Below are 5,000 nucleotides of genomic sequence, written 5' to 3' on the forward strand. Positions count from 1 at the left end.
TGGGGATGCAGCGCATCGAACAAGTCGAAACTGTCCCACCAACCATCGACGCTGCGCATGACGATGAAGCGCGCCTCTGGCTTCAGGCCGACATGAGCGAGCAGGCCTGCGAGCGGCACTCCCGTCCACCCGGCAATGGCGGACCATCCCTGCTCGCAGCTGTGCAACGTGATCTGCGTTCGGGCCGGCATCGCCTTGAGGTCGGCCAGGGAAAACGCCCCCGGTCTTTCCACGAGACCGGTCACCGGCAGCTTCCAATCCGTGAAACCGATGGCCTTCGATGTCCTGTAGCCGGGATCGTCCGGATCGGTCGTGTTGATCGTCGGAAAGACGGCCGAGATCGCCTCGGGCCCGAACTCCCGGACGAGGGGCTGGCGCCGGAGAAGCCAACGCTGCACGGCGAAGGTCAGGCCGTTGCTCCAATCATAGGGCGTCGCCAGACGGCTCAACGCCGGCGCCTCGCAACCGCCGAGGAAACCAGCCCCGACGAGACCGGCCGATCCCGTTAGAAGCCGACGCCGGGAAAGATCGGTCATCGTTCCGTCTCCCTGGGGATGGTGAAGCGCCCGGTGATCATCGAACGCATGAGATTGGCCGCGCCGCCGACGAAGACCTGAACCACGTGGACGAGCAGGAAAAGCACGAGCAGGCTGGCCACCAGGAAATGGATGGTCCGCGCGGATTGGCGACCACCGAACAGGGTGAAGAGCTCGGGAAACGCCGTCGTGAAGCCCGGAGACATGGTGAGGCCAGTGAACACCATGAGCGGAAACAGGATCAGGACAACGCCGAGATAAGCGAATTTCTGCAACGCGTTGTACCGGAGCGCCTCGTTGCCACGCGCCTTCTCGAACCTGACGTGATCACTGATTTCCCGGGCGAGATGCCGGGCGGACAGTTGATCCCTGTTCGGTACCAAGTTCTTGCGAAGATGTCCGCTCGCCAGAACGAGGAGAAGATAGGCGAGCCCGTTGATCACCAGGATCCAGGCGGCGAGGAAGTGCAGGTTTCTGCCCCAGCCGGTCTGTTCCAGATTCACCGGTAAGGGAAGTTCGAGCCATGCCGGGGCGCCGTTGGCACCCGTCTCGCCCCAGAACAATCGCGGCAGGGCGAGAAGGATGGCGATTCCACTGATCAGCAGGACCAGAAAGGCCGCAGCATTCACCCAATGGGTCAATCGCAGCCAGACAGGATGCCGGAATACGGTGCGGCGGGATTGTGGGCCCGCCTCCGTCGCCACCGCGTGAAGGTCAGGAGATGCGGGTGAGGACATCGAGCCGGTACCGATCGGTGCGATGACGATGAGTGACGTGGATCGACGAGTCGAGGATGTCGATGAGTTGGTCCGAAGCCGCGTCCCCCGTTTGCGGATAATGGGTCGGCCCGGTCCAATGGACCAGCGCGATGGTGCCTCCCGTGTCGAGCGTGCCGAGAATCCGCTCAGCCAGGCGGGGCATGTCGGCTGCGTCGAAAAAGTAGAGGACCTCGGATATCAGGATCAGGTCGAACCGGCCGGCAGGCCATTGGCCGGGAGCGTGCAACCGCTCAAAGCTCACATGCGGCGCTTCCCGACAGCGCTCGCGTGCCTGTTCGAGAGCCTTCTCCGCGGTATCGATACCGATGAGGGTGTCACATCGGGCTGCCAACGCCTTGGTGAACACGCCGATCGAACAGCCGATCTCCAGCGCCGACGCGTAATGCGGCTTCGGCAACGCTTCCAGCGTCGCCGCATACTTGGCAGCCTCGTATTCGCTTGTGGCGAACTGCCAGGGATCGGGATCCTCGGCGTAGCGGTTGTCGAAATAATCGGGCGGCATCGTCTGCGAATGACGCGTCATGGCACATCTCCGGAATCACGCCAGAGATCTCCGGCGGACACGGTCTCACCAAGGACATAACGCGCGGCCGATGTCAGCGCGAAATCCGGTGCCGGCTGGCGAAGATAGGTGGCGAGATCGCGCGAGGCGCGTTCGAGGGGATGATCGCGAAGGAACCCCTGCAGCCCCACGGAGCGCTGGGCGAGCTGGAGCACGGAAAGTCCCGCTGTCTCGACGGCGGTTCGCGCCAGATGAACATAGGCCACGATCCGCTCGGGATGGAGATCGTCTTCGAAGACGATACGGGCGGCGCGCTCCACCCATAGGCGGGCTGTCTCGGTGGCGATCAGCCCCTCTCCCAGCCGTGCCGATTGATGGGGATCAGGTCCCCGGCCGGTCCGGCGGAGGTGATCGCGCCAAATGTCGATGACCGCCTCGATCCCACCGAGCTGGACGGCAGCGAAACGCCAGGCTCCACCGAAGAAATAAGGCTGTCGCGAGTAGGAATCGGGCTCGCCGAGCAGCTCACCCGATCCGATAGGGAGGCCGGTCAGATCGACCTTTCCCGTCGCCGAGGCACGCATGCCATGCGCCCGCCAATCGGACAGATCCGCCCGTGTCCCAGGCGTCAGTTCCGGTATCACCATGAAGGCGAGATCGCCGGGAACCGTGCGGGCGGTGACCAAGGGGCGGCTGACGAAACCGGCCCCGGATGCGAGGATCTTGCCGGCCCTCAAGCGATAACCGTCGGCCACTTCCTCGAGCTTCAGCCCGTCATCGAAGAGTTCGGTGTTCCAGACGCCGAAAAGATGCCCCTGCCGCGCGTCTTCGAACAGTCGCGCGCGCTGAGAACGGTCGCCGTAGCGCGCGACCAATTGGAGCGCGTTGACATGGCCCTCATAGATCCGGCCTAGGGCGAGGCTGCCGCTCCCGATGACGCGCAACACGCTACAGAGGTCGGCGGCCCCCGGTTCTTCGCCAAGCCCGGCGCCGTCCTCGTCCCGCGGGATCGGCGCGGCAAGCAGGCCGAGCGTGCGAAGATGCTCCACATCGGCCGCGGGAAACCCGCCATCGTGATCATGCTCGGCCGCCCGTGCAGCCGCTGCCCTGGCGGCAATCCTCGCCGCATTCGTGGGATCGAAAGTGGTGTGGGCGACCGGTGTCGGTTGGTCCACGCTGTTCATCCTCTCCACGCGGGCGTCGCATCCGTTATGATAAATATTTATGACATAGGAATAGCGTGACAGATATACTTCGTTCTGCCTTCCGCCGTGCGACACCCAGGCGCGGACATTCTACGATTTACCTTGGATTCTTGATCGGCCGATGACGGGCGATCTGACGCTCCACCGGGCCGCCAGACCGGCGGCAACGCTGGTCATGGGTGAACGACCGTAGGACGGGCTGGTTCGGCAGCGTCGTCTCCCATGACGTGCATCATCCTCGCAGCCAGGGATCCACAACTCCAAAAAAGCCGGTTTATCCCCATATCGGTTATAGGCGCCGGGTCCGAGATCGGGCAGCCTCCTCGCGGCTCTGCAATCGCCTTCGGCGCGGCTTTGCCGAGCATCATGTCGAGGCTTTTGCCTCACCCGTTCCAGGATCGGTCCCCATGGCGCGAAAGCGCGTTCCTTCCACCGTCGATCTCCTGATGGAAGCCGTCGCCCGCCTCGGCCTTCCGCCACGTTCCGTCGATATCGAGGGGCTGCGGCTCCAACTCGACCTTCCGGAATTCGGCGGTTACGTCGACGATGCGCGTGTGGGCAAGGCGCTACGGCGAATGAAGGCCGTGCATGCCTTCGCCAAGGCCGGAGCGGAAGCGGTCGCCAGAAGCGTGCCGGGGCTGAAGGTGACGATCGCCGCTAACGACACGCTGATATGGCGCGTGCGCGTGATGCTACCGCTCCTCGATGGCGGTCGCATGGACGTGCGGGTCGAGGTCCCGCTGGACGGCGTCGCCAGTGACATCGTCTCGGGCATGGCGGAGCGGAACGACCCGGCCTGGCGGATCGAGACGTTGCGAACGGCGGTCGCCGAGATCACCGCAAAGACGGGACGGACGCTCCGTCCCTCCCTCGAACGCCTCAGGGACGCCATCGCCGGGGATCTGCGAGAGGTCGGCGCCGACGCCGTCACCTATATCGACCATATGGACCGCTCGCTCCGCTCACGGGTGTTCCATGACGGACCGAATCTCGGCCGATCCATGAGCGATACGCTGGCTCCGGTGCGGAAACGCGCGAAGCTCGTCGCAAGGGAGGATTCGCGCTTGCGGCGCCTGCGCGACCAGGTTGGGTTCGGTGCGTATATCGAGAAGTTCACGGTCGCCCGACGCCTTGGCCGCCGCATCATCTTCCATATGGGGCCGACCAATTCCGGCAAGACCTACGCGGCCCTGCAACATTTGGCGGCGGCCCCGACCGGCACCTATCTGGCGCCGCTGCGCCTGCTCGCGCTCGAGAATTACGAGGGATTGGCCGAGCGCGGGCTGAAGGCCGGGATGGTGACCGGCGAAGAGGTTCTCGGCGAGGAGAGACCGACCCACACATCGCGGACCATCGAAACCGCCGACCTGACGCGGCCCATCGATGTCGCCGTGATCGATGAGATTCAGATGCTCTCCGACCCGGACCGGGGCTGGGCCTGGACCAATGCTCTGTTCGGCATCCCGGCGAAGACCGTCATCGTCTGCGGCTCGGACGATGCGCTGGCCGCTGTCCGGCGCGCGGCGGAGGCCGCCAACGAATCGCTCGAGGTCATCACCTTCGTTCGCAAGACACCCCTGGTTCTTATGGAGGAACCGGTTCCCCTGGAGAATGTGGAGCCGGGTGACGCCGTCGTCGCCTTCTCGCGTCGCGCCGTCCACGAGAATCGCGAAATCCTGGTCGCGGCCGGGCATAGCGTGGCGACGATCTACGGCGCTCTGTCTCCCGAGGTGCGGAGGGCGGAGGCGGCACGCTTCCGTACCGGTGAGGCCACCGTATTGGTGACCACGGACGCGATCGGCATGGGCCTCAACCTCGGTCCCCTGAAACGCATCGTCTTTTCCGCCACAAGGAAATGGGACGGTGTCGGCGAGCGTGCGCTGACAAACTCAGAGATTCGTCAAATTGCCGGTCGCGCAGGACGGTTCGGACATCAGGATGTCGGTTACGTCGCAGCCACCAATGCGGTCGGCATCGA

5 protein-coding genes (2 of these 5 only partly in view) are annotated in these 5,000 nt (G+C 64.5%); 1 reads left to right on the plus strand and 4 read right to left on the minus strand.

Annotated features, from left to right (window positions below):
- The 4 genes in view from ACYQML_RS00310 to ACYQML_RS00325 are tightly spaced (each overlapping or abutting the next) and all read right to left on the minus strand, a layout consistent with a single transcriptional unit that may run on beyond the window.
- Window positions 1–536, minus strand: partial view of a molybdopterin-dependent oxidoreductase gene (locus ACYQML_RS00310; protein ID WP_461234365.1) — the 5' portion only. 205 nt of this gene lie to the left of the window's left edge; 536 of the gene's 741 nt are visible here — the first part of the coding sequence; it begins with the start codon at window positions 534–536; its stop codon lies off the left edge, out of view.
- Window positions 533–1,273, minus strand: coding sequence for a cytochrome b/b6 domain-containing protein (locus ACYQML_RS00315; protein WP_461234366.1), 741 nt, complete (start codon window positions 1,271–1,273; stop codon window positions 533–535). The genes ACYQML_RS00310 and ACYQML_RS00315 overlap by 4 nt, the downstream gene beginning before the upstream one ends.
- Window positions 1,251–1,838: a class I SAM-dependent DNA methyltransferase gene (locus tag ACYQML_RS00320; RefSeq protein WP_461234367.1), complete on the minus strand. Its 588-nt coding sequence runs from the start codon at window positions 1,836–1,838 to the stop codon at window positions 1,251–1,253. Before ACYQML_RS00320 ends, ACYQML_RS00315 begins: the two co-directional genes overlap by 23 nt.
- Window positions 1,835–3,001: an acyl-CoA dehydrogenase family protein gene (locus tag ACYQML_RS00325; RefSeq protein WP_461234368.1), complete on the minus strand. Its 1,167-nt coding sequence runs from the start codon at window positions 2,999–3,001 to the stop codon at window positions 1,835–1,837. Before ACYQML_RS00325 ends, ACYQML_RS00320 begins: the two co-directional genes overlap by 4 nt.
- Window positions 3,002–3,429: 428 nt before the next feature.
- On the opposite strand from ACYQML_RS00325, the gene ACYQML_RS00330 reads away from it, so the two are divergent.
- Window positions 3,430–5,000 carry the 5' portion of a helicase-related protein gene (locus tag ACYQML_RS00330; protein WP_461234369.1) on the plus strand. 571 nt of this gene lie beyond the right edge of the window, so only the first 1,571 of its 2,142 coding nucleotides appear in the window; it begins with the start codon at window positions 3,430–3,432; its stop codon lies off the right edge, out of view.

Source organism: Methylobacterium sp. CM6244 (assembly GCF_054817885.1).